We start from the raw sequence: 23289 nt of genomic DNA, 5'->3' as shown, positions 1-23289 counted from the left end.
ATGACAAATTCAGTTGGTTGGCATTAAAGATAAAAAAATCCCACGCTATAGTGGGATTTTGATATTAATTATTGGCAAAAGCGGAAATGAATTACGCCAGCATAGTCACCGGATTTTCCATATATGTTTTAAGGGTCTGCAGGAATGCAGCTCCGGTAGCGCCATCCACCGTCCTGTGATCACAGGCAAGCGTAAGCTTCATGGTATGGCCTACTACAATTTGACCATTTTTTACCACAGGCTTTTCTACTATTGCCCCCACAGAGAGAATAGCAGAGTTAGGCTGATTAATAATGCTGGTAAATTCCACAATTCCAAACATTCCCAGGTTGGAAACCGTAAAGGTACTGCCTTCCATTTCCTTAGGCTGTAATTTTTTGGCTTTGGCTTTCCCTGCAAGTTCTTTTACATTTCCGCCAATTTGCGTCATAGACATCTGGTCGGCAAATTTTAATACAGGCACCACTAACCCTTCTTCTACGGCCACAGCTACTCCCATGTGGATGTGCTTGGCCATTTTCATAGAATCGTCTGTCCACTGGCTGTTTACCTGCGGATGTTTTCTAAGGGCCATCGCACTGGCCTTAATTACCATATCGTTGAAGGAAACCTTTACATCTGGCAGCTCGTTAATTTGCTTACGGGAAGCCATGGCATTATCCATATCTACCTCGATGGTAAGGTAATAATGTGGCGCTTTAAATTTAGATTCGGCAAGCCTTTTCGCGATAGTCTTGCGCATTTGAGAATTTTTAATTTCCTCAAAGCTTTCTTCCCCTGCAGGAACATAAGGCTGCACAGAAGCGCGTTTTTCCTCGCTGCCGGCAGTCTGCGTTTGAGTTGCAGGTTTTTCAGATGGTTTATAAGATTCTATGTCTTTTTTAACAATACGGCCATTTTCTCCTGAACCTTCCACATTGGAAAGGTCGATACCTTTTTCTTCAGCCATTTTTTTGGCTAAAGGAGACGCAAAAATACGGCCCGTATCTTTAGATTCTGAAGTGGTAGCGCTCTTTTCTTCTGTAGCCGCGATTTCTTTCTGCTCTTCTTCGGCCTTATCTTCCTTTTGTTCTTTTTTCGCTGAAGATTTTTTCGCTGAACCATCAGCACTGATGCCGGAAACATCTGTTCCTTCAGGGCCAATAATTGCCAAAAGGCTGTCTACTTTTGCGGTTTCGCCTTCCTGAATCCCAATTTTAAGAAGCGTTCCCTCATAGAAGGATTCGAATTCCATGGTGGCCTTATCCGTCTCGATTTCAGCAAGAATATCACCCTCGGCAACCTTATCACCTTCCTGCTTAATCCAGGCGGCAACAGTACCTTCTTCCATAGTATCGCTAAGGCGCGGCATGGTAATTATTTCTACTCCTTCAGGAATTTCTCCGTCTCCTCCATTTTCTTCTTCAGAAGCAGCTTCATCTTCTGGTTCCTGTGCATCTTCAGACTTATCTTCGGAAGATTTTTCTTCTTCTTTATCTGAAGAGGAACCTCCTTCGATTAAAGAAGAAATATCCTCTCCTTCTTCACCAATTATAGCCAGCAAAGTATCTACAGGCGCGGTTTCACCTTCTTCAATTCCTATGTGAAGCAGTGTTCCTTCGTAGAAAGATTCAAACTCCATAGTCGCCTTATCGGTTTCTATCTCGGCAAGAATATCTCCTTCTTCAACCTTATCACCTTTTTTCTTTAACCACTTTGCCACAACACCTTCTTCCATAGTGTCGCTAAGGCGTGGCATATTAATTACTTCAGCCATAATTTAGTCTACTTTATGTGATAAAAATGGATAATCTTTTTGTTCGTATACCACGTCGTACATAACATTTTTCTCAGGGAAGTCAGATTCTTCAGCGAATTTCTCACATTCTGATACTTTGTCTTTAACGCGTTTATCTATTTCTTTTATTTCTTCGTCAGTAGCGTACTTTTTCTCCTTAATAATATCACGCACCTTGGTGATAGGATCAAGCTTCTGATATTCCGCAACCTCATCTTTAGTACGGTACTTTTGGGCATCACTCATAGAGTGGCCTCTGTAACGGTATGTTTTTAATTCAAGGAAGGTTGGGCCTTCCCCTTTTCTTGCACGGGCAATAGCCTCGTCAAGAGCTTCAGCAACTTTTACCGGATCCATAGCATCTACAGGCCCACAAGGCATTTCGTACCCGTTCCCAAGTTTCCAGATATCGGTTCCTTTAGAAGTACGCGCTACAGAAGTTCCCATGGCATACCCGTTATTTTCAACACAAAATACAACAGGAAGATCCATCTTCACTGCCATATTCAGGGTTTCGTGAAGCGATCCCTGACGGGTGGCGCCATCTCCCATAAAACAAAGGGTCACGGCGTCTCTTTTAAAATATTTATCTGCAAAGGCAAGACCCGCACCAAGAGGAATCTGCCCTCCTACAATCCCATGACCGCCGTAAAAACGATGTTCTTTAGAAAAAATATGCATAGAACCACCAAGGCCCTGGGAGGTACCAGTGCCTTTTCCGTAAAGCTCGGCCATCACCCTTTTTGGGTCCACTCCCATACCTATAGGCTGAACGTGGTTCCTGTAAGCGGTAATCATCCTGTCTTTTTCAGTATCCATTGCATGAAGGGCTCCGGCCAAAATAGCTTCCTGCCCATTATAAAGGTGTAGGAACCCCCTAACCTTCTGCTGAATATAAACCTGCGCAAGCTTGTCTTCGAATTTGCGCCAAAACAACATATCCTCGTACCACTTTAAATAGGTGGCTTTTGTGATTTTCTTCATATCAAAGTATAAAATTTTAGGCCGGACAGATGGGTTTTGCCAAGCGGATAACAAAAATACTATTTTCAGTAAGAATGAAAAACAGTTTTAGAGCAAAAAATACGAAAACATTACAGACAGCTGCTGTCGAAAATAAAGGGCAGTAAATCCTGGACAGATTTTGCTTTGGCCACTTTACCGGTTTCTCCCATAAAGTAAAGCACAATAGGAGCATTCTGTTTCACTTCATACTCCACCATAGCCTGCCTGCAGGCGCCACATGGCGGCACAGGATTTTCCATAGCTCGCTGATGTGATTTTGCTGAAATGGCCACTTTTTGCATTTTTACCCCGGGATGTTTTGCCCCGGCAAAATAAAAAGCAGTGCGCTCTGCACAAAGGCCCGAAGGATAAGAGGCATTTTCCTGATTGCTCCCTATTACCGTTTCCCCGTTTTCCAAAAGAATGGCTGCCCCAACATTAAACTTTGAATAGGGCGCATAAGCTGTATCGCGCGCCTTAAAGGCTTCTTTCATTAAATCCTGAATATCCTCAGGCAGTTCACCAAGAGAATCATAAACTTCCAGACTGGAAGTAAAAGTAAGTGGTTTCATAAATACTTATTGGGAATACAAGGTAACCAGAACAACAAATGTACCAAATGAAATGGGATAGTTTTAGCAGTTTGCAGGTTAGAATTAGTTATAATACTCCTCCCCGAAATTAAAAGTGAGGCCAAATCGTAAGGTTCCTTCCAGCGGGCTGGGCACATTAGAAGTAGAGAACAGGTAAGAGATATCTATATTTACAATCTCATAACGGAACCCGGCTCCAAAAGAAAGAAACTTTCGGGACCCTTTATTTTCATTTTCATTAAAATAACCCGCCCTGAAGGCAAATACATCCTGATATTTATATTCTGCCCCAAGCGCCCAGGTCACTTCCCGAAGCTCTTCTCCAAATCCATCAGGCGCATCTCCAAAAGATTTAAAAATTCCTTCAATTGCTCCTATATCATTATAGATTTCTTCATCTTCACTGTTAATATCCCCGTCGTCATTAAAATCCTGTGGAGTGGGCACCAGCAATTTATTGAATTCCACATATGTCCCTATTCTGTTCTGCGGATCCAGGATAAAATCAAATCCCGCTCCCGCTTTAAAGTTGGTTGGAATAAAATCTTCCTGTCCGGAATCATCATACTTCATCTTAGGGCCTATGTTTGAAATATTGGCACCTAATCTCCATCTCCCTGTAAAACTATCCATATAGATTTCAGGACTTTGGTAAAATGCGGCCACATCTACGCCAAAACTTCCTGCCGCCCCTAAATCTTCTTCATCCTGCAGGCCAAGGTCAGAATGCAAATATCTACCTGCAACCGCCATAGAGAAATCTTCGCTTAGCTTAAGGGAATAAGAGAGGTCAAAAGTGAATTCCTGCGGATTCACCAGTAACGGGGCCTGCTCAAAAGTGTTTCTTGTTTCTATTGAACCTAAACTAAAATAACGTAAACTTGAAGCAAAGACACTTCTGTCATTCAGTTTATAATAATAGTTTAAGCTCCCCAGAAAGATATCGTTCACAATATCACTTAAATAAGGAGTGTAAGAAAACCCAACTCCCTGCTGGCGTTCGGCAAAAGCATATTTCGCGGGATTCCATTGCTGGGAATACACATCCATAGAAGTAGCCACCCCCTGGTCTCCCATACCTGCAGCACGGGCATCTGCCGCTACCTGTAAAAATGGAACTGCAGTGGTAATCACCCTATCCTGTTCTTCCTGGGCAAAAGAAGAGAAGCCTGAAAGTAACCCAACTCCAAGTAGTACAATTTTGAATTTTTTCATCCTGAACGTTATCTGTAACAAATATATATTTAAATTCCTGTTAAGAAAGAACCTTCCAGCCTAAAATTGCAGGCAGTCCCCGTACGAAGGCCTAAAGCGGTTTCCAAAATTAAAATTTGATCTGGAAGTTCCACATTCAACAAATAATAACTGCAAAAAAAGCAAATTATTGTTTATTGTTCAATTTCAGAAATCCGATTTTGGCACTAATTCTGCAAACCTATCACAAAAAGCTGTAATTTTGCGCTTTTAAAAAGTTAATAACAGGGTTCTTTTTTTGATGTTTCAGGACTATGAAATTAGGAGCAAGCCCTAAGCACATCAGACAGTTAAAGAGCTTTGGACACTTTTTTAATTAAATAAAATAATCTTGTACATTTAGCGTTAATTACTATATTGCAAAGCCTAAAAATTCTATCAAAAGGACGATGAATATGAGAACTGATATTGCTGTAAGAGCACTTTTTACAATTGCCTTTGGCATTGGCCTGATAAGCTGTAACAATTCCAGAGATTATAAAAACACCTCCCGCGCCACCGGCTGGGACATCAATTCAGACGAAGGTGGATTCCAGTACAATAGCGACTTTAAGGAACAGGAAACAATGCCGGGCCTTGTTTTTATTGAAGGAGGAACCTTTACCATGGGAAGGGTTCAGGACGACCCCATGCACGACTGGAACAACAGCCCTACCCAACAACATGTACAGTCCTTTTATATGGACGAAACAGAAGTTACCAATAAAATGTATCTGGAATACCTGGATTGGATAAAAAGAGTATTCCCTCCTTCCGAAGAAAGATATAAAGATATTTATACAGGAGCACTTCCTGATACCCTGGTATGGAGAAACCGCCTTGGTTTTAACGAAACCATGGTAAACAACTATTTGCGCCACCCTGCGTATGCTGAATATCCTGTGGTAGGAGTGAGCTGGATTCAGGCAGTGGAATTCAGCAAATGGAGAACCGACAGGGTGAACGAGCTTATGCTTGAGGAAGAAGGAATTATAGCAGAAGGTGCCAGGTATCAGGCAGAACCCGGGCAGTCTTTTAATACCGAAGCTTATATTTATTCCCCTTCAAATGCCTACGGAGGAAATACGGAATTGAGCCAGGGAGAAGAAATCCAGGACAGACTGGAAGACACCAATGATGAAGGTAATCCTGTTAGAAAAGTATATCCCGGCAGGGAAAGCGGACTGGTTTCTCCGGAATACCGCCTGCCTACAGAAGCAGAATGGGAATATGCCGCTCTTGCCCTTGTTGGGTTAAGAAACTATAATGTTTACCGTGGCAGAAAAAAATATCCATGGGATGGACAATACACCAGGTCTGGTGATGTTAAAAGACAGGGAGACCAGCTGGCGAACTTTAAGCAAAGTGCCGGGGACTATGGTGGAATTGCAGGTTGGAGTGATGACGGCGCCGATATTACCGCGGAAGTAAAATCTTATGAACCAAACGATTTTGGCCTTTATGACATGGCAGGAAACGTTGCAGAATGGGTGCTTGATGTTTACCGCCCGATTGTAGATGATGAATTTAACGATTTTAACTACTACAGAGGTAACGTGTATACCAAAAACGCTATTAATGAAGATGGAAGTGTAAAAATACTTGGAGCTGACGAAGTTCAGTATGATACGTTAAGCAATGGTAAACTTGTAGCCAGAAACCTTCCTGGAGAAATCGCGCAGACACCTGTGACCAGCGAGGATACTTATATGAGAACCAATTATACCGAAAGTGACCAGAGGGATTTTCGTGACGGGGACAAAAGTTCTACAAGATATTACCAGCCTTTCCAGGATGCAAGTGATCCCTCCAAGAGGATGTATAATTCTCCAACTTACAACAATGTGAAGTACAGTGACAGCACCGGAACTATTGCAGAGAGAGGTTATGATTCTGCCGAAAGAACAACCCTCATTAGTGACGAAGTAAGAGTCTATAAAGGAGGTTCGTGGAGAGACAGAGCCTACTGGCTAGATCCCGCACAAAGAAGGTTTTTCCCTCAGGATATGGCTACAGATTACATTGGCTTTAGAAATGCGATGTCCCGGGTGGGATCCAAATCCAAAGAAGAAAATAAGACAGCCAGAAATTAACAATTTTGGTTAAATATCTTTAAAAGCCCTATTTTTTAGGGCTTTTTTTATAGCTTTATTTTATGAATGTAGCACAAATACACCAGCGTTTCCTGTTAAGCTCGGGAGCTTTTACAGATACAAGATATATTAAGGAGAACGGAATTTATTTTGCTCTCAGGGGGACTAACTTCAACGGCAATACTTTTGCAAGGGAAGCCATAGAAAAAGGCGCAAAATTAGCCGTGGTAGACGAAGAAAGTTATGCCACCGATCCGGAAAAAATTATCCTGGTAAAAGATGTTCTTAAAACCTTACAGGAACTGGCCAACTTTCATCGAAAATATTTACAACTGCCCATTATAGGAATTACGGGCAGCAACGGCAAAACCACCACCAAGGAACTCACCAATAAAGTCCTTTCCAAAAAGTACAAAACAGTAGCTACAAAAGGCAATCTCAACAACCATATTGGTGTTCCGCTCACTCTTCTTTCTATGGATGAAGAGACCGAAATTGGAATTGTGGAAATGGGCGCGAACCATTTTAAAGAAATTGCGGAGCTTTCAAATATCGCAATGCCGGACTACGGCTATATCACCAACTTCGGAAAAGCCCACCTGGAAGGATTTGGAAATCTTGAAGGAGTGATTGAAGCCAAGAGCGAACTCTATACACATCTGAAAAAACACAAGAGGCTGATTTTCCTGAATGCAGATGACCCTGTACAGCGGGAACATTTTAAATATGACCATATTTTTACTTTTGGTACCGCTGAAGATGCAAAGGTTCAGTTTAGCTATTCCGGAAACCAGTCTTACGCCAGCGTGAATTTTAACGATACAGATTTCAACAGTAAAATTACAGGAAAGCATAACGCTTTAAATATCGCTGCCGCTATTTGCATGGGCCTTTATTTTAAAGTTCCTTTTGATGCAATAAAAGAAGCTATTGAAGAATACTCCCCTGCAAACAATCGCTCGCAGATTACAAAAAAGGGAAGCAATACTATTTTTATGGACGCATATAATGCCAATCCTACAAGTATGCATGCTGCCATTTCCAATTTCCAGGAATTGGAAACAAAAGAGCCTAAAATTGTTATTCTAGGTGATATGCTGGAAGTAGGAGCTTCAGCAGATACCGAACACCAGGTAATAGTGAACTTACTCGAAAATGATGATTTTACCGAATGTTATCTGGTCGGGGATCATTTTAACCGTACCCAGACCAACAAAAATACCATCATCAAATTTAAAAGTGTGGAAAAACTGAAGGAGCATCTCCAGGAAACCAACTTTGATAACTGCCATATTCTTATTAAAGGCTCAAGAGGATTAGCACTGGAAAGAATTCTGGAAGCTATATAAAAGGAAAATCAATTTTATCGTTTTTTCTTCTCTGGCACATACCGCTCCAGTTCCTGTTGCCATAAGGAGGAATTCATCACCTTTAACATCGCCAGATTTAGCGGCTCCCTAAGGGAATCTCCCTGGGCGAGGCCAAAGGCATAATAATGTGGATCCATATTTATCGGTTGCACCTTTAGGGAAAGGTCAGGATCATTGTTTATGGTATAACGCATCACGGGCACGTTGTTTAAAACCGCATCGGCTTTCTGGTCCCTAACTGTTTTTAAAGCTTCCGAGATATTCTCCACCTCCTTAAAAGGAATTCTTTCCTTCTGCAGATAATCTGCCGCAAAAGAGCTTTGCACTGCAACCATTTTCATATCTCTTAAATCTTCAGGAATATTTATTTTACTTGAAGAGTTTCCCATAACCGCCGAAACCAGGGAAGCAGTAAGCACAGCTGTAACCGCCATAGCCACAAGCATCCAGATTAGCGCCACGGCACGACCCCAAAACGTCACCGGGGATTTATCGCCGTAGCCAATAGTTGTCATTGTAACGCCGGCCCACCAGAAACCGGAACCTATTCCCCGCACGACAGATCGTTCTCCGCCAAAGTTATCTTCATTGCTGCCGCGTTCAATAAAATAGATAATGCTGCCCACTATCAGCAACAAAACAGATAGCATTCCGGCAATATACCAAAAGCGCTTATTGAAAAAAGCTTTGGCTATAGAAGACAGACTCATTGATTGGGAGGAGGCAACGCCCATTTCGGCCTTATGATAAATATGGCTAAAATCAATTTGTTCTTCTGCATCGGCGGTAACATCTTTCAGAAGGACCACATCAACCTGATTGGCCAATGCCGTTACCGCAGAATCCCTGGAGATTTCTTTTAGTTGATATTTAGCATCCAGCCGATCGGCCACTGCCCGCCAGAGACGAATACTAATCCCGTCCCAATTCCCTTTATCATCAGCAATCATATAGGGAGGCTGGGAATAAACCCCTACAACCAGGTTCTCCTTTTTTGGCAGGCTGTCAATTTGAGCAAAACTGTTCGTAGAAAGGAATACAGCAAACAGAAAAAGAAATAAAAAGCCGGGCTTTAGCATAATTAAGATATTGGATATGGCAGCTTTAGATCTTAAATTTAAAAAATTCCGAAGTAAAAGTATTTCCCTAAAACTTTTTCTTCAGAAAAACCACTTAACCTAAGCAGGCAGAAAATTTGAAATAATTCCAATAACTATTATTTCTGGATCATTAATTCCCGAACCGTTTCCACGAGAAGAATGTACCAGCAAATGGCTTAAGCACAAGCCGCGTCGTAGGTTTGCCTTATAAGCCCCTTAATCTGATCGGGGACTTGATGGGAATCCATATTTGCAACCTTATCCATTTCCAGATCTTTCCCTACAACGTATTGATATTTCCTTTCACTGTTAGCTATTAAAGTGAGTACGGCCATCTCATCTATCTTAGAAATCTTAGTGGCGATTCCATTAGGCGAGACTTCAATATCAATAGCGAAGTTCCTGATATTCGCATCAACTTTTTCTTTTGTATGAGTTAGCCACAGATCCTTCATTACTTCAGAATCTATTTTAAATCCTACTACTTCTCCATTATTTTTTACATCGATTTTCAACTCTTCCATAACAATATGATTAAGTGCACCTAAAATAAATCCATCCGGATATATGTATCCTGAAACCATACATAACACCGGACGAACAGTAACTTGTGAGTGATACTGGATTCGAACCAGTGACCCCTACCCTGTCAAGGTAATGCTCTGAACCAACTGAGCTAATCACTCTTAAAAAAGTAAATATAGATAAAATTTTTACACTATTTCGGGAATAAGATTTTACAAGGACCCGCACTAATAACATTAATGATTTCGCTAAGCCTCCTTTATTTCAGCACTACAAAATTTATAAAGCTTTGGCTGCTTTTCCTACCGCGGCAATAGTCTTATCCAAATCTTCATAAGATAATGCTTCAGTTATAAACCAGGTTTCAAAGGCGCTTGGGGCGATGTATATTCCGTTTTCCAGCAAACTATGAAAGAATGTATTAAATTTCCCGTTTGAGGCCGCGTTTGCCGCAGAAGCAAAGTCTACCACGGGTTCTTCAGAAAAATGCACTGAAATCATAGATCCCATCCTGTTTATGGTATGCGCTATATTATTTTCCTCCAGTACCTTTTCCATTCCATTATGTAAATACTCTGTTTTTTTATCTATAGATTCATATATTGCAGGCCTGTCATTAAGCTCCTGCAACATAGCCAATCCGGCAGCCATTGCCAAAGGGTTTCCACTCAAAGTTCCTGCCTGGTATACCGACCCGACCGGGGCCAGGTAATCCATAATTTCGTCCCGGGCAGCAAAAGCCCCAACTGGCAAACCACCACCTATCACCTTTCCGAAGCAAACAATATCGGCATTGATCCCCAGGCGTTGCTGTACACCTCCCGGAGCCAGTCTAAACCCCGTCATTACCTCATCAAAAATCAGCAAAATATTGTTAGCATCACACAGCTCCCTTAGACCCTGCAAAAACCCTTCTTTAGGAGGAATACAGCCCATATTGCCGGGAACAGGTTCTATAATCAGGCAGGCAATCTCATCTTTATTCGCTTCAATAAGCTGCTTCACACTCTCCAGGTCGTTATATGTTGCCAGCAAAGTATCTTTCGCAGTTCCCTGGGTAACGCCGGGGCTGTTTGGAGTTCCAAAAGTTACAGCCCCACTGCCTGCCTGGATTAGAAAACTGTCGCTGTGGCCATGGTAACAGCCGGCAAATTTGATAATTTTCTCTTTTCCTGAAAAACCCCTGGCTAGACGCACGGCACTCATACAGGCCTCGGTTCCGGAATTCACCATCCTGATTTTATCTATATTTGGCACCATTTTTACCGCGAGTTCCGCAATTTTGGTTTCCAGTTCGGTAGGTGTTCCAAAAGAAGTTCCCTTTTCTGCTCTTTCCACCAGTGCGTCTATCACCGGCGGGTGCGCATGGCCAAGAATAAGTGGCCCCCAGGAATTGATGTAGTCTATAAGCTGGTTCCCATCTTCATCATAAATATATGCGCCTTTAGCTTCTTTAATAAAGACGGGGTCGCCACCAACAGCCTTAAATGCGCGAACGGGTGAATTTACTCCTCCGGGAATTACTTTTTGAGCTGAAGCGAACAATTCGCTGCTTCTTTTATAAATCATAATTTTAGTTTCTTAGTTAATATACAACAGCTGCCCAATGGAAATAGTTGTCCCATCCAGGTTATTGGACCGCTGAATTTGAGCAACAGTGGTATTATATTTTTTCGCGATAGAGTACAACGTATCTCCTTTACGCACCACGTAAGTTGCCGTAGAGGTACGGTTTCCATCGGCAACATCGGCATAATTTCGGGAAGGCCTGCCCAGCACCTCTTCATCAAATTTGTGCAGCTGATATTTTTCAATCAGGTCAATCAGTTTATCGGGATACCTGCGGTCTGTAGCGTAACCAGCTTTTTTAAGGCCTTTTGCCCAACCCTCGTAATCATCGGCGTCCAGGGTAAATAATTCTGCATAGCGTCCTCTTTCCGCTAAAAAAAGGGAATGGTCACGGTAAGAATATTTTGGGTCTTTATATTTCCTGAAACACTCCTGCCGGCGATCGTCATCATGATACACTTTAGCGCCTTTCCAGTCATGGCATTTAATCCCGAAGTGATTATTGGCGTTTCGGGAAAGTTGTCCCCTGCCGGCGCCGGATTCAAGGATGCCCTGGGCAAGGGTTATACTTGCGGGGATCTTATACAATTTCATTTCTTCCATCGCAATTGGAGCAAATAACTGTATATAATGCTCCACACTTACCGCATAAGTTACGGGCCCGCTTCTTTCCCTCACATTATTTTCAACACTGGCCGGCGCTTCCCTCCTGCTTACCGTATCTCCGGTGGAATTTCGCCTGGCTGCTCTTTTCTTACTTCCGCAGGAAAACAGCAAAAAACTCATCATTATTAACAAAAGGAGCTGTTTTATCTTCATATCACGCATTGATTAAGGGCAGATTTTTATTTTGTAATCGTTTATTCATCCCAATAATTCCCTGCAATCCTCCCGTATGTACCCCAAGGATTCTTGCATTCTTCGGAAAATAGCCGTTTTCGATCATTGCAAAAATACCAAAAACTAGTTTCCCTGTGTAAACCGGGTCCAGCAGAATATCATATTCCGCCTTAAAATGATTGATAAAGCGGACCAGTTCTGCATTTACCTTTGCATAACCGCCAAAATGATAATCTGGTATAATTTGCCAATTCTCTTTGGTCACGTTCTTTTTTACTGCGGAATCAAGAAATTCTCCTTTTAATGCTGAAAACCCCAACACCTGCTGATGGGCAAGAGAGGCATTAATAATCCCTGAGATGGTGCCGCCAGTCCCAACTGAAGTGCAGATATAATCAAATTTCGCGTCGGCTGAAGTAAGGATTTCTTCACAACCCTTAATAGCGAGCGTATTGGTGCCGCCTTCAGGCACCAGGTAAAAATCCCCAAATTCTGCTCCTAATTTATCAATAAACGCCGGATCTTCTTTTTTCCTGAACACTTCCCGGGAGATAAATTTCAATTCCATTCTGCAGGAACTGGCAAACTTGAGCGTGGGGTTAAAATCCAAAGTTTTTGGCAGATCATTCCCAAGCTCTTCACCCCTTATAATTCCTACTGTTTTTATTTTAGCATGTTTTCCGGCAGCTGCGGTGGCGGCTATATGGTTGGAAAAGGCTCCGCCAAAAGTCAGGATTTTCTCTTTTCCCTGCCTTTTGGCTTCAGCGATATTGTACTTTAACTTCCTGAATTTATTACCGGGAACTTCAGGATGAAGCAAATCTTCCCTTTTCAGGTAAAGGGACACGCCATTATCAAAGGTTTTAATAAACTGGTTGGGAACCGCGTCAAATTCAGCATTGAGAAAATCAGCCATAATGCAAAGATCAAAAAGCCGCTCCTGCCATACAACGAAATGCTAGAGATATTTCAGGAAAGACCAGTATTTTCTTCGGTTTAGATAATCAAAATCTTTTTCCAGCCCATAAGCTTCCTTTTCAAAACTGATATTCCTGTAAGCTTCATACCCATTTTTATACTGAAGGTAACGAATAAAGAATTCTATTGCATACCATAAATAGAAAGGAATAATGAGCATTTCAAGCTGTTGCCGTAAATGAATTTTTTCATGATTAAGAAAAACCCCATCCTTCTTATACCTCGAATATTTTACAATTACAAAAGGCCATAAACTCACACCTTTAAATCCTTTTGCCAGCAGATATTTGTTAACAAGCACGATCACACATTCAATATAAGAAATTGTAAATTTGTGATATGAATTTTTCAAGAAAAAAGATCCCGTTGGAAGAGGGCGATTATTATCTCACGCCTGAAGGCTATAAATGTTTTACAGAGCAATATCATTTAAAAAGAGGCTACTGCTGTGAAAGCGGCTGTCGGCATTGTCCTTATGGCTACAACAGGAAAACCAACAGGCAGTAATTAAAATGGGGAAATCCACTTTTCCCACAAAGGTATCGACGACAATACTTCAACTGTTTTATAACCAATCCTGTCCTAATTAAACTTTCCTTTAAACTCTTCTTTTTTACATGCATTCCTCTCCCTTCGGGCGTCGGATGCAAGAAAAGGAAAAAAATGTAGGCTTACATATTCAAGAACAGTCTCTTCATCTTAAAAAGTAACTCGAAATCCAATAGCCACAAGAGTTCTTATAAAATTTGATGAAATGTTTACAACGCAATTGTTTTACAACAAATAAAGAACAATATTAACAGGAATATCTGATGTATCCTGCGTAATACTGAGATTATCGGCATGATTGTTGAGATTCTTAATTATCTGAAGAGCGTCTTTCTCCGTTAAATTATGCATGTTGTATTCAATAAATAGATTGAGCATCATCTTAAAGGAGAATTTTAATAATATCACAGCTAACGATGTTTTTTATTATCTGGAAAGAAAAGACGCTACTGAAGAAGATTTTTAATTAATTCAGCTTAACTTAACCATTGACGCCCTTCATGGGCATTTAACTAAAGGCCGATTAACCGTAAACGGACAAGTGAGGTTTAAAGGCCACTTAAATTTTGAGAATATGAAAATTTTAAAGTTTACACCATTTCTGTTGCTTGCCGCAGTATTTTTTACTTCCTGCAACACTGTGCGGGTCGCTTCCGATTATGACCGCGAAGCCAATTTTAGTTCTTACAACACCTATGCTTTCTTTAAACCGGGAATTGACAAGGCGGAAATTTCAGATCTTGACAAAAAACGAATTCTGAGAGCTATTGAACAGGCAATGAACGAAAAAGGCTTTACCAAATCTGAAAATCCTGATCTTTTGGTAAGTATTTTTACCAAAACAAACGAAAACATTAATATTTACCAGAACAATATGCCCGGCTGGGGCTATGGTTGGGGCTGGAGCCCATGGTATTGGGGAAGTGGCTATAATACCGTTAACCGTACCAGTGAAGGTACACTTTATATTGACCTAATTGATTCCGACGATATGGAACTGGTTTGGCAGGGAATGGGAACTGCAGCTTTGGCTGAAAAAGTTGAAAGGAAACAGGAACGCATCAATGAGATTGTAAGTGAAATTTTAGAAAAATATCCTCCGGGATCAAATCAATAAAGTACTTTTAAAGCCCCTTAACCGGGGCTTTTTTATTTACAGCCTTTCCCGAAATCCTGCAATTTGAACTACAATTTTCTTACCTTTAGTTCAAACCACAACCACACGATTATGCTTGACCAAATTCAATCCAACGAAATTCTGGACCGGCTGCCGGCACATCTTCAGCAATATATAAAACCGCAGAATTATGATAATTATACCGCCATTAACCAGGCGGTTTGGAGGTATGTAATGCGCAAAAATGTGGAATACCTCAGCAGGGTGGCTCATTCTTCTTACCTGGAAGGACTGAAGAAAACAGGCATTTCCATAGACCATATTCCCAATATGTACGGGATGAACCGTATTTTAAAGGAGATTGGATGGGCTGCGGTTGCCGTAGACGGATTTATCCCACCGGCGGCTTTTATGGAATTTCAGGCTTTTAATGTTTTGGTCATCGCCAGTGATATCAGGCAACTGGAACATATAGAATACACGCCCGCGCCGGATATTATTCATGAAGGTGCCGGGCATGCGCCTATTATCGCCAATCCCGAATATGCTGAATACCTGAGGAGGTTTGGCGAGATTGGCTGCAAAGCCATCTCCAGTTCCCGGGATTATGAAATGTACGAAGCCATACGGCTGCTGAGTATTTTAAAAGAGGCTGAAGATACGCCTGAAGAAGAGATTAAAGCTGCGGAAGAAAAAGTGGATTACCTTCAGAATAATATGGGTGAAGCCAGCGAAATGGCCCGGATTCGTAATTTACACTGGTGGACGGTAGAATATGGATTGATTGGCAGCCTTGAAAACCCTAAAATTTATGGCGCCGGACTTTTGTCTTCTATTGGGGAAAGCACCTGGTGCATGACCGATAAAGTGAAGAAGCTGCCTTACACTATTGAGGCGGTTAAGCAGGATTTTGATATCACCAAACCCCAGCCACAGTTATATGTAACGCCAGATTTTGCCCATCTTAGCCTGGTGCTGGAAGAATTTGCCAATTCCATGGCGCTTCGCAAAGGAGGACTGGAAGGTATTCAGAAGCTGATTGATTCTAAAAGTATTGGCACTATAGAATTAAGCACGGGATTGCAGGTTTCAGGAGACTTTACAGAAGTAATCTCCAATGAAGGCGAACCTGTGTACGTTAAAACCAGCGGAAAAACCGCATTATCTTACCGGGAAAAGGAACTGGTGGGGCATGGAACCAAAAATCATCCCGAAGGTTTTGGCTCTCCCATTGGTAAGCTAAAAGGAATTAACCTTGCTATTGAAGATATGAGCCCACGGGACCTGCGGGCGTATGACATCTATGAAGGCGAGCAGGTGAAACTGGAATTTGAAGGCGGTATTGTGGTTGAGGGCGAGATTATAACCGGTACCCGCAACCTGCAGGGAAAAATTATCCTCATCAGCTTTAAAAACTGCAGCGTGACCCATGGCGAAAAAATACTTTTTAAACCGGAGTGGGGGAAATATGATATGGCTGTTGGCAAGGAGGTGATTTCAGCCTTTGCCGGGCCTGCAGATAATAATTCTTTTGACCTGATTACCCACAAAACCTCTTCAACTACGGTAAAAAGTAAAAAGACACCAGAGCGGGAAGAGCTGGAAAGCCTTTATGAGTCGGTAAGAAATATAAGGGAAGGTAAAACCACTAAATATTCGCTGAATGCTGCTTTTGACCTGCTGAAAAAATATCATCCCAAAGACTGGCTTCTTGCTGTGGAAATCTATGAACTTGCGGTTTTCCAAGACCAGAACCTGGCCAAAGAAGTTCTTGAGCATTTAGAAACCGTGAAAGCAAAAAGGCCAAAAATCAGGCATCTTATTGAAGATGGCATTACCATGGTTGATGCTGAACTCGTGAAATAGAATTTACATCTTCAGCTCGTCCAGTCTCCGGAATTCTGGATGGGATTATCATTATAAGTCAGCGTCCAGCCCATAGAACTGGTAAGAATGTAAATTTTCTGAAGCTCGCTTATCAGCCGGTTTTGCGCATTAGATTTCAGGCTGGACTGCTCTACTTTCCTGCGGATGGAGGCATTTACCCGTTCTTTAATCTTGTTGTAATCTGAAGCGTCGAATTTATTAAGGTAATCCTGGGTAACATCGTAATACTGAATATCCGGATTGATGGTTATCTCCTCTTCAGGAATACTGAGAATATTGACAGTTTTCTCTTCTTCATTCACTGCTACTTTAAGCTTACTCAGGTCGTAAGCTACAGTTACTTCAGCATTAACGACAATGAGTGCTTTTTTACGGGCAGAAAATATATCTAAATAAAACTTTTTTGAATCTTTGTAAGAATACACTTGCGAAAAAGTGCCTTCAGTAACCACTAACTTCCCCACATTACGAATTTGCTCCTGAATAAGAGAAGTATTTTCCTGCAGTTTTTGCCTTTCATTTTGTTGATTCTGGAAATATTTATAAGCGAAGAAAATTAGTAGAACCAACAGGATTCCCGCCAGGATTTTTTTCATTTTTAAATGATTTAGGAGCAAAATACAAATAATATTTCTACACGTGGAGATCTTGCAGAAAACAACTATTTTAAAGGTGTGGAGGAAAATTCATTGATTTTTTAAAATACTAATGGACGGCCCCACCCGTCCATTAGTTTTAAAAATTCTAAAATCTACCCCAACAAATTTTAGATTACAAATCCCGAAGCCCAGGCAATAAAGAATATAAACCCTTTACTATAACACCTTAACAGTCAGGATCCGTATTGTAAAAATACAAATTATTTAAAACCCATAATAAATTTGACTAAATTTTTAAGATTATCCCAATGTAACCTTCTTGTTATCCGAATCTCAAAATTTGATATGAGAGTACTTCTTTTGAAGTTTCTGCATTTTCCCCTGCAGCTGCTTTTGAAATTTTTGATGCGCCTTCGATTTTTGATTAAATGAACGATGCGAAAGGCTCTTTTGAATTCTCTCAACCTCCTTAAGGGTTGGTTCTGCTTCCGCAGAAATCCACGTTTTCTGAAATTGTTTCCAGATATAATCCACAGCAGTTTTATTGGGATGAACCATATCTTCAGCATAAAATCGGTAATCCCTGAGCTCGTCCATCATAATCTCATAACTGGGAAAATAGGAAAGGGTTTCTCCCCATTCTTTATTTTGAGAAAATTCTGATAAGCATTGCTGCAACGCCGCCAGGAGATTGGATTTACTCCACTGATTGTCCGTAAACCCGTCTTTAAGATGGCGCACCGGGGAAATATTAAATATGATGGAAGCTTTGGGATTTATAAGATGAATGGAAGATAAAATCTGCAAAAGACTCTGGCGGATTTCATCTACCGTCATTAGCTGCTTTTCAAATTCCTGCTGTGCAACTTTATGGCAATTGGCTACGGTTTCATCCAGGTCTTTATGGTAATATCCCCAGGCAGTTCCAAGAGTAATGACTATGTGAGTGGCAGATTTTAGAAATTTTCCAGAATTTCTCAATCCCGTATTGAGGTCCCTCAGCAAATTTTTCTTGTTGCTGTTGCTCAATTCAGAATGGGCTTCAAAACTATGCCAGCGTTCATTATGCCGAAAAACATCTTCATCTTTATACTTAAACCTGGAAACCACCCGGTCCAGAAAATTCTCAATTGCCCTGGGATGAAAAAATATTCCGAATGGATTGCGAAAATTCTGAAACTTGAAATACTCCAGCTTTTCCCCAATATTTTCTGTAAAACAGGAGCCAAGCATAAAAATTTTGGAATTATAATCAATTTTCGGCTGTTGTTCTTTTGTAGGTACTATTGTCCTGAATTCCATATTTTTCCTTTATGTATTCGGCAGCAGGCTGTAGGCTTATTTTTCAACTTCTCACTTCAGATTTTACTTCTTACCTCGTATCTCCAACCTCATACTTCACTTTACAAAATTTGCCGCTGCCTGTATGGCTTCATTTAAACCAGCAGGATTTTTTCCCCCGGCCGTGGCGAAGAATGGCTGGCCACCACCGCCGCCCTGTATATACTTCCCGAGTTCACGCACAATTTTTCCGGCGTTTAAATCCTTTTCGGCCACCAGGTTTTTGGAAATATAACAGGAAATTAGGGCTTTGCCGTTTTGTTCAGTGCCAAATACAAGAAAAAGGTTTTCCATTTCATTATCAAGCTGAAAGGCCAGATCTTTTATGCCTCCTGCATCCAGGTCTACAATTTTTGCCAGAAAATTGATCCCGTTTTGTTCTGAAATTTCATTTTTAAGGTCAGATTTTAAAGATTTCGCCTTGTCCTTCAGTAGGCTTTCCACCTGCTTCTTCAATTCTGAATTCTCCTCCTGAAGACTGTTGATGGATTTTACAGGATCTTTGGCATTTTTCAGAAGTGATTTTACCTCTTCGAGGGTTTTATCCTGGTTGGCGAAATAATCTTTCACCGCCTCTCCGGTAATGGCTTCTATCCTTCTTATTCCGGAAGCCACAGCATTTTCTCCTGTAATTTTAAAATACCAGATATCTGAAGTTTTCTGTACATGCGTCCCGCCGCAGAGTTCCATGGAATCTCCAAATTTTATCGCCCTTACGTTATCTCCGTACTTCTCACCAAACAAAGCGATGGCTCCCTGGTCTATGGCTTCCTGGTAGGCCAGGTTACGCTGTTCAGAAAGCTCATGGTTTTCACGGATGCGCGCATTTACAAAAGCCTCAACCTCTTCCAGCTCTTCTTTAGAAACTTTGCTGAAATGGGAAAAATCAAAACGCAAATGGCCGCTTTGCACCATAGAGCCTTTTTGCTCCACATGTTCTCCCAAAATGTTGCGCAGCGCCTGGTGCAGCAAATGGGTGGCCGTATGGTTTGCAGCAGTGCGGGCACGCTGGTCGGCATCTACTATTGCTTTAAAATCTTCTTCCGGGTTTTCGGGCAGCGATTTGGCAAAATGGATAATTTGGTTGTTTTCCTTTTTAGTATCGGTTATGTAGGTCACATTTCCGTTGGCCGCTTCAAGATAGCCTTTATCGCCTACCTGTCCTCCACCTTCAGGATAAAAAGGAGTTTTATTCAGCACAATTTGGAATAATTCCCCCTGCTTTTTTGTTTCCACCTTTCGGTACCGCGCAATTTTCACATCAGCCTCCAGATGATCATAACCTACAAAAGATTCTTTATCTACCTCGCCCAGCTCTACCCAGTCGCCGGCGGTAATTTGCGTGGCAGCACGGGAACGGTCCTTCTGCTTCTTCAGCTCGGCTTCAAATTCCTTCTCATCCAGATGGTAGCCGCGTTCCCTTAAAATAAGCGCTGTAAGGTCTATGGGAAAACCGTAGGTATCGTAAAGTTCAAAGGCCTTTTTTCCCGAGATTTTCTTTACTTCGGCTTCTTCTATAATGTTTTCCAGCAGCACCAGCCCCTGATCCAGGGTCCGCAAAAATGAATGCTCTTCTTCTTTTATCACATTTTCGCACAGTTGCTTCTGGGATTTTAACTCAGGGAAAGCATCGCCCATTTGGCGGCTAAGGGTTTCCATAAGCTTGTAAATAAAAGGTTCTTTGGTACCAAGAAAAGTAAATCCGTAGCGAATGGCCCTTCTCAAAATCCTTCTTATCACATAGCCGGCGCCGGTATTGCTGGGCAACTGCCCGTCGGCAATAGAAAAAGCCACCGCCCGCACATGGTCTGCAATTACGCGAATGGCGATATTTGCCTTTTCTGAAGCACCGTATTTGTTGTTGGTCACGGCCTCAATTTCATGGATTAGTGGTGTAAAAACATCGGTTTCATAATTAGACTGTTTTCCCTGCAATACCATGCAAAGGCGTTCAAAGCCCATCCCTGTGTCTATATGTTTTGCAGGCAGTTCTTCCAGGGAGCCGTCGGCTTTGCGATTATATTGCATAAAAACCAGGTTCCAGATTTCCACCACCTGCGGATGGTCTGCATTTACAAGTTCGCGACCGGGTTTTTTAGCTTTTTCTTCTTCAGTCCGGATATCGATATGAATTTCGGAACAGGGCCCGCAAGGCCCCTGGTCTCCCATTTCCCAGAAATTGTCCTTTTTGTTTCCGTAGATAATACGCTCTTCAGGCACAATGGCCTTCCACAGGTCCAGCGCTTCGGAATCCAACTCCAGCTTATCATTGTCTTTGCTGCCTTCAAAAACCGAAACATATAAATTTTCAGGATTGATTTTATAAACTTCAGTAAGCAGTTCCCACGCCCACTGAATGGCTTCTTTTTTAAAGTAATCCCCAAAACTCCAGTTCCCAAGCATCTCAAACATGGTGTGGTGGTAGGTATCATGCCCCACTTCTTCCAAATCGTTATGTTTGCCGCTAACCCGCAAACATTTTTGCGTATCGGTAACACGGGAATTTTTGGGTTCTGAATTTCCTAAAAAGAATTCCTTAAACTGGTTCATCCCGGCATTGGTAAACATAAGCGTTGGGTCGTCTTTAATTACCATGGGTGCCGAGGCTACTACGGAATGGCCTTTACTTTTGAAAAATTCGAGAAACTGGTTTCGGATATCCTGCGATTTCATGAAGCTCTTCTGTTGTGGTTTTACAAAATTATGATGGCGATGAAACAATTGCTATATTTGTTCGTTTACCATCTAAATTTGCACAGTAATTGTGCGGTAACTGAATGGCAAAAATAGCATAAATTTAACTCATGTCGAAGGTTAAATATTATTACGATAGCGAGACACTTTCCTATAAAAAAATAGAGCGCCGTAAAGGCCGGAAACTGGGAATTATACTGTTGAGCATCCTTAGTTCGTTCCTGGCGGGATTTATCCTGCTGGTAATTTACCTGAACATTCCGCAAATAGAAACTCCGCAGGAAAAAGCGCTGAAGCGGGAACTGCAGAACATGAAACTGCAATACGGCCTGCTGAACAAGAAAATGGACCAGATACAGGAAGTGCTGGCCAATGTAGAAGACCGCGATAACAACATTTACAGGCTTTATTTTGAAGCCAACCCCATACCAGAAGAGCAACGAAAAGCAGGTTTTGGCGGGATTAACCGCTATAAAGACCTGGAAGGTTTTGATAATTCCAGGCTTATTATCCAAACCAGCAAACGTATGGATATTCTCACCAAGCAACTGGTTGTTCAATCCAAATCTTTAGATGAAATCGCCGAACTTGCAAAGGAAAAGGAAAGCTTACTGGCCGCTATTCCGGCCATTCAACCTGTAAAAAATGAAGATTTAAAACGTATTGCTTCGGGATATGGATGGAGAACCGATCCTTTTACCAAAGTAAAAAAGTTCCATTACGGTATGGATTTTAGTGCTCCGCGGGGTACTCCGGTTTATGCTACCGGGGATGGCCGGGTGGCCAGGGCAGACAACCGCTCCACCGGCTATGGCAACCACATAAGGATAGACCATGGCTACGGCTACACCAGTCTCTATGGTCACCTCTACAAGTATAACGTAAGGCGGGGCCAAAAGGTAAAACGCGGGGACGTGATTGGGTTTGTTGGAAGCACCGGCCGTTCTGAAGGGCCACACCTGCATTATGAGATTTTTAAAGATGATGAAAGGATAAATCCAATCAATTTTTACTACGGAAACCTTTCTCCCGAAGAATTTGACCAAATTCTGGAAAAAGCACAACAGGAAAATCAATCTCTGGATTAATGCACATCAACCTACCCGAAAAACGCTATTACAGCATTGGCGAAGTTGCCGAAGCTTTTAAGGTAAACACCTCCCTTATCCGGTTTTGGGAGAAGGAATTTGATGTTATTAAACCAAAGAAAAATGCCAAAGGCAACAGGAAGTTCACCCAGGAGGACATTAAAAACCTGGAGCTTATTTTTCACCTTGTAAAAGAGCGCGGCTTCACCCTTGAAGGCGCCAAAATCCACCTGAAAGAAGAAAAGCAGCAAACCCTAAATAACTTTGAAATTATTCGTAAGTTAGAGGGCATTAAAGCTACCCTTATAAATATAAAAAATCAGTTGTAATTATGAAGAAATGGCTAATCCCCACAATTGTTATTGTTGTTATAGCTATAATAATTTACAGCCTTACCGCGGGCATCAACAATACGGCGGTAGAACTTGAAGAAACCGTAAAACAAACCTGGGCCGATGTGGAAAACTCCTACCAGAGAAGGAGCGACCTTATCCCAAACCTGGTAAGTACGGTTAGAGGCGCAGCCGATTTTGAGCGGGGAACGTTAACCGATGTTATTGAAGCGCGGGCTAAGGCAACATCAGTAAACGTAAATGCCGATGATCTGGACCCACAGCAAATCCAACAATTCCAACAGGCCCAAAGCGGTGTGAGCTCTGCGCTTTCAAGGCTTCTGGTAACGGTGGAGCGATATCCTGAATTAAGGGCTAACCAGAATTTTCTTCAACTGCAATCCCAACTGGAAGGAACCGAAAACCGGATAAGCGTGGCCAGAACCAGGTTTAATGAATCGGTAAGGGAATACAATACATACATTAGAAAGTTCCCTAATAATATTTTTGCAGGAATGTTTGGGTTTGAAAGAAAGCCGACTTTTGAAGCAGACGCCGGAGCGGAAAACGCTCCTGATGTGGAATTTGATTTTTAAGAT

22 protein-coding genes and 1 tRNA gene are annotated in these 23289 nt (G+C 41.8%); 8 read left to right on the top strand and 15 right to left on the bottom strand.

The window, feature by feature from the left end:
• Positions 1–91: 91 nt before the first annotated feature.
• The 4 genes from RM553_RS01245 to porV all read right to left on the bottom strand — a co-directional run bounded on the left by RM553_RS01245 (position 92) and on the right by porV (position 4590).
• Positions 92–1756 (bottom strand): pyruvate dehydrogenase complex dihydrolipoamide acetyltransferase, encoded by a 1665-nt coding sequence (locus RM553_RS01245; protein ID WP_311533116.1) that lies wholly within the window; start codon positions 1754–1756, stop codon positions 92–94.
• A gap of 3 nt (positions 1757–1759) precedes the next feature.
• Positions 1760–2761, bottom strand: coding sequence for a pyruvate dehydrogenase (acetyl-transferring) E1 component subunit alpha (pdhA, locus tag RM553_RS01240; protein ID WP_311533115.1), 1002 nt, complete (start codon positions 2759–2761; stop codon positions 1760–1762).
• A 110-nt stretch (positions 2762–2871) separates the two neighbouring features.
• Positions 2872–3354, bottom strand: a complete 483-nt coding sequence (cdd, locus tag RM553_RS01235; RefSeq protein ID WP_311533113.1) for a cytidine deaminase — start codon at positions 3352–3354, stop codon at positions 2872–2874.
• A gap of 84 nt (positions 3355–3438) precedes the next feature.
• A complete protein-coding gene (gene porV, locus RM553_RS01230; RefSeq protein WP_311533111.1) occupies positions 3439–4590 on the bottom strand; it encodes a type IX secretion system outer membrane channel protein PorV in 1152 nt (383 codons plus the stop codon).
• 428 nt (positions 4591–5018) lie between these two features.
• Here porV and gldJ point away from each other — a divergent pair, with 428 nt between their 5' ends.
• Together gldJ and RM553_RS01220 are read left to right on the top strand one after the other, a co-directional pair.
• Positions 5019–6701, top strand: a complete 1683-nt coding sequence (gene gldJ / locus RM553_RS01225; protein ID WP_432271440.1) for a gliding motility lipoprotein GldJ — start codon at positions 5019–5021, stop codon at positions 6699–6701.
• A 62-nt stretch (positions 6702–6763) separates the two neighbouring features.
• The gene (locus RM553_RS01220) at positions 6764–8050 is read left to right on the top strand and encodes a UDP-N-acetylmuramoyl-tripeptide--D-alanyl-D-alanine ligase (protein WP_311533107.1); all 1287 of its coding nucleotides are present in this window, start codon (positions 6764–6766) and stop codon (positions 8048–8050) included.
• Between the two features lie 14 nt (positions 8051–8064).
• Here RM553_RS01220 and RM553_RS01215 read toward each other — a convergent pair whose 3' ends face one another.
• From RM553_RS01215 to RM553_RS01185, 7 genes are all read right to left on the bottom strand, one after another.
• Entirely contained in the window at positions 8065–9150 is a 1086-nt protein-coding gene (locus tag RM553_RS01215) for an ion channel (RefSeq protein ID WP_311533105.1), read from the bottom strand.
• Between the two features lie 197 nt (positions 9151–9347).
• A complete protein-coding gene (locus RM553_RS01210; RefSeq protein ID WP_311533103.1) occupies positions 9348–9695 on the bottom strand; it encodes a hypothetical protein in 348 nt (115 codons plus the stop codon).
• An 87-nt stretch (positions 9696–9782) separates the two neighbouring features.
• Positions 9783–9857 (bottom strand) — tRNA-Val (locus RM553_RS01205).
• A 118-nt stretch (positions 9858–9975) separates the two neighbouring features.
• Complete coding sequence (hemL, locus tag RM553_RS01200; RefSeq protein ID WP_311533101.1) at positions 9976–11265, bottom strand: glutamate-1-semialdehyde 2,1-aminomutase; 1290 nt, start codon at positions 11263–11265, stop codon at positions 9976–9978.
• A 12-nt stretch (positions 11266–11277) separates the two neighbouring features.
• Positions 11278–12084 carry a glucosaminidase domain-containing protein gene (locus tag RM553_RS01195; RefSeq protein ID WP_311533099.1) on the bottom strand — a complete coding sequence of 269 codons (807 nt, stop codon included), beginning with the start codon at positions 12082–12084 and terminating at the stop codon, positions 11278–11280.
• Between the two features lies 1 nt (position 12085).
• Positions 12086–13021: a 1-aminocyclopropane-1-carboxylate deaminase/D-cysteine desulfhydrase gene (locus RM553_RS01190; protein ID WP_311533098.1), complete on the bottom strand. Its 936-nt coding sequence runs from the start codon at positions 13019–13021 to the stop codon at positions 12086–12088.
• A gap of 42 nt (positions 13022–13063) precedes the next feature.
• A complete protein-coding gene (locus RM553_RS01185; RefSeq protein ID WP_311533095.1) occupies positions 13064–13390 on the bottom strand; it encodes a hypothetical protein in 327 nt (108 codons plus the stop codon).
• Positions 13391–13422: 32 nt separating this feature from the next.
• Here RM553_RS01185 and RM553_RS01180 point away from each other — a divergent pair, with 32 nt between their 5' ends.
• Positions 13423–13590: a C1orf53 family protein gene (locus tag RM553_RS01180; protein ID WP_311533093.1), complete on the top strand. Its 168-nt coding sequence runs from the start codon at positions 13423–13425 to the stop codon at positions 13588–13590.
• Between the two features lie 267 nt (positions 13591–13857).
• Here the strand turns inward: RM553_RS01180 and RM553_RS01175 are convergent, their stop codons facing one another.
• Positions 13858–14013 carry a hypothetical protein gene (locus RM553_RS01175; protein ID WP_311533092.1) on the bottom strand — a complete coding sequence of 52 codons (156 nt, stop codon included), beginning with the start codon at positions 14011–14013 and terminating at the stop codon, positions 13858–13860.
• 193 nt (positions 14014–14206) lie between these two features.
• On the opposite strand from RM553_RS01175, the gene RM553_RS01170 reads away from it, so the two are divergent.
• Both RM553_RS01170 and RM553_RS01165 read left to right on the top strand, forming a co-directional pair.
• Positions 14207–14749, top strand: a complete 543-nt coding sequence (locus RM553_RS01170) for a DUF4136 domain-containing protein (protein ID WP_311533090.1) — start codon at positions 14207–14209, stop codon at positions 14747–14749.
• Positions 14750–14860: 111 nt separating this feature from the next.
• Positions 14861–16615: an aromatic amino acid hydroxylase gene (locus RM553_RS01165; protein ID WP_311533089.1), complete on the top strand. Its 1755-nt coding sequence runs from the start codon at positions 14861–14863 to the stop codon at positions 16613–16615.
• A gap of 11 nt (positions 16616–16626) precedes the next feature.
• Here the strand turns inward: RM553_RS01165 and RM553_RS01160 are convergent, their stop codons facing one another.
• From RM553_RS01160 to alaS, 3 genes are all read right to left on the bottom strand, one after another.
• Positions 16627–17232, bottom strand: coding sequence for a DUF4230 domain-containing protein (locus tag RM553_RS01160; RefSeq protein ID WP_311533087.1), 606 nt, complete (start codon positions 17230–17232; stop codon positions 16627–16629).
• A 336-nt stretch (positions 17233–17568) separates the two neighbouring features.
• Positions 17569–18537: a GSCFA domain-containing protein gene (locus tag RM553_RS01155; protein WP_311533085.1), complete on the bottom strand. Its 969-nt coding sequence runs from the start codon at positions 18535–18537 to the stop codon at positions 17569–17571.
• Positions 18538–18633: 96 nt separating this feature from the next.
• Positions 18634–21249 carry an alanine--tRNA ligase gene (alaS, locus tag RM553_RS01150; protein WP_311533082.1) on the bottom strand — a complete coding sequence of 872 codons (2616 nt, stop codon included), beginning with the start codon at positions 21247–21249 and terminating at the stop codon, positions 18634–18636.
• 131 nt (positions 21250–21380) lie between these two features.
• Here alaS and RM553_RS01145 point away from each other — a divergent pair, with 131 nt between their 5' ends.
• From RM553_RS01145 to RM553_RS01135, 3 genes are read left to right on the top strand one after another with little or no spacing between them, the layout of a single operon-like run.
• Entirely contained in the window at positions 21381–22358 is a 978-nt protein-coding gene (locus RM553_RS01145; RefSeq protein ID WP_311533081.1) for a M23 family metallopeptidase, read from the top strand.
• On the top strand, positions 22358–22687 hold the full coding sequence (locus RM553_RS01140; protein WP_311533079.1) for a MerR family transcriptional regulator: 330 nt from the start codon (positions 22358–22360) through the stop codon (positions 22685–22687). The genes RM553_RS01145 and RM553_RS01140 overlap by 1 nt, the downstream gene beginning before the upstream one ends.
• Before the next feature lie 2 nt (positions 22688–22689).
• The gene (locus RM553_RS01135; RefSeq protein ID WP_311533077.1) at positions 22690–23286 is read left to right on the top strand and encodes a LemA family protein; all 597 of its coding nucleotides are present in this window, start codon (positions 22690–22692) and stop codon (positions 23284–23286) included.
• Positions 23287–23289: the final 3 nt, after the last annotated feature.

The organism is Autumnicola tepida (genome assembly GCF_031846485.1).
Taxonomy (GTDB): domain Bacteria; phylum Bacteroidota; class Bacteroidia; order Flavobacteriales; family Flavobacteriaceae; genus Autumnicola; species Autumnicola tepida.
This window is presented reverse-complemented; position numbering and strand designations above follow the sequence as displayed.

Coding starts and splice junctions, on each gene's coding strand:
- cdd (WP_311533113.1), bottom strand. CDS start 3,354: ATGAAACCACTTACTTTTACTTCCAGTCTGGAAGTTTATGATTCTCTT.
- hemL (WP_311533101.1), bottom strand. CDS start 11,265: ATGATTTATAAAAGAAGCAGCGAATTGTTCGCTTCAGCTCAAAAAGTA.
- RM553_RS01190 (WP_311533098.1), bottom strand. CDS start 13,021: ATGGCTGATTTTCTCAATGCTGAATTTGACGCGGTTCCCAACCAGTTT.
- RM553_RS01180 (WP_311533093.1), top strand. CDS start 13,423: ATGAATTTTTCAAGAAAAAAGATCCCGTTGGAAGAGGGCGATTATTAT.
- RM553_RS01195 (WP_311533099.1), bottom strand. CDS start 12,084: ATGAAGATAAAACAGCTCCTTTTGTTAATAATGATGAGTTTTTTGCTG.
- RM553_RS01160 (WP_311533087.1), bottom strand. CDS start 17,232: ATGAAAAAAATCCTGGCGGGAATCCTGTTGGTTCTACTAATTTTCTTC.
- RM553_RS01170 (WP_311533090.1), top strand. CDS start 14,207: ATGAAAATTTTAAAGTTTACACCATTTCTGTTGCTTGCCGCAGTATTT.
- RM553_RS01245 (WP_311533116.1), bottom strand. CDS start 1,756: ATGGCTGAAGTAATTAATATGCCACGCCTTAGCGACACTATGGAAGAA.
- RM553_RS01220 (WP_311533107.1), top strand. CDS start 6,764: ATGAATGTAGCACAAATACACCAGCGTTTCCTGTTAAGCTCGGGAGCT.
- gldJ (WP_432271440.1), top strand. CDS start 5,019: ATGAATATGAGAACTGATATTGCTGTAAGAGCACTTTTTACAATTGCC.
- RM553_RS01175 (WP_311533092.1), bottom strand. CDS start 14,013: ATGATGCTCAATCTATTTATTGAATACAACATGCATAATTTAACGGAG.
- RM553_RS01215 (WP_311533105.1), bottom strand. CDS start 9,150: ATGCTAAAGCCCGGCTTTTTATTTCTTTTTCTGTTTGCTGTATTCCTT.
- porV (WP_311533111.1), bottom strand. CDS start 4,590: ATGAAAAAATTCAAAATTGTACTACTTGGAGTTGGGTTACTTTCAGGC.
- RM553_RS01165 (WP_311533089.1), top strand. CDS start 14,861: ATGCTTGACCAAATTCAATCCAACGAAATTCTGGACCGGCTGCCGGCA.
- RM553_RS01210 (WP_311533103.1), bottom strand. CDS start 9,695: ATGGAAGAGTTGAAAATCGATGTAAAAAATAATGGAGAAGTAGTAGGA.
- pdhA (WP_311533115.1), bottom strand. CDS start 2,761: ATGAAGAAAATCACAAAAGCCACCTATTTAAAGTGGTACGAGGATATG.
- alaS (WP_311533082.1), bottom strand. CDS start 21,249: ATGAAATCGCAGGATATCCGAAACCAGTTTCTCGAATTTTTCAAAAGT.
- RM553_RS01155 (WP_311533085.1), bottom strand. CDS start 18,537: ATGGAATTCAGGACAATAGTACCTACAAAAGAACAACAGCCGAAAATT.
- RM553_RS01145 (WP_311533081.1), top strand. CDS start 21,381: ATGTCGAAGGTTAAATATTATTACGATAGCGAGACACTTTCCTATAAA.
- RM553_RS01140 (WP_311533079.1), top strand. CDS start 22,358: ATGCACATCAACCTACCCGAAAAACGCTATTACAGCATTGGCGAAGTT.
- RM553_RS01135 (WP_311533077.1), top strand. CDS start 22,690: ATGAAGAAATGGCTAATCCCCACAATTGTTATTGTTGTTATAGCTATA.